The sequence below is a fragment of the Polaribacter sargassicola genome (assembly GCF_021991835.1).
Lineage (GTDB): Bacteria > Bacteroidota > Bacteroidia > Flavobacteriales > Flavobacteriaceae > Polaribacter > Polaribacter sargassicola.
In genome coordinates this window covers 1-327 of record NZ_JAHDAU010000121.1, presented here as the reverse complement: position 1 = coordinate 327, position 327 = coordinate 1, and the positions used below count along the sequence as shown (strand labels likewise).

At 66.7% G+C, this 327-nt stretch carries 1 protein-coding gene; it reads left to right on the top strand.

What is annotated here, in order from left to right; genetic code table 11:
* A partial coding sequence (locus KI686_RS16115) for an Ig-like domain-containing protein (RefSeq protein WP_237590344.1) occupies positions 1–327 on the top strand: 327 nt, incomplete at both ends.

Sequence of the window (327 nt, the reverse complement as noted above, 5' to 3'; positions counted from 1 at the left end):
GACCCTGGATCCGATCCCGGACACGGCTGACAACACCCCGACCCTGACCGGCACGGGCGAGCCGGGCAGCACGATCACGCTGACGGATGGCCCGACGACGCTGGGCACGACCACGGTCGGTACGGACGGCAAGTGGAGCTTCACGCCGAGCACCCCGCTGGGCGAAGGCAGCCACACCATTGTGGTGACGACGGTCGACCCGTATGGCAACACCAATACGACGAGCGGCACGCCGGCCACTGGCACGGACACCTTCATCGTCGACACCAAGGCCACGGCCACGGTCGACATCAAGGACGACACCGGTCACGACGACATGATCAGCTC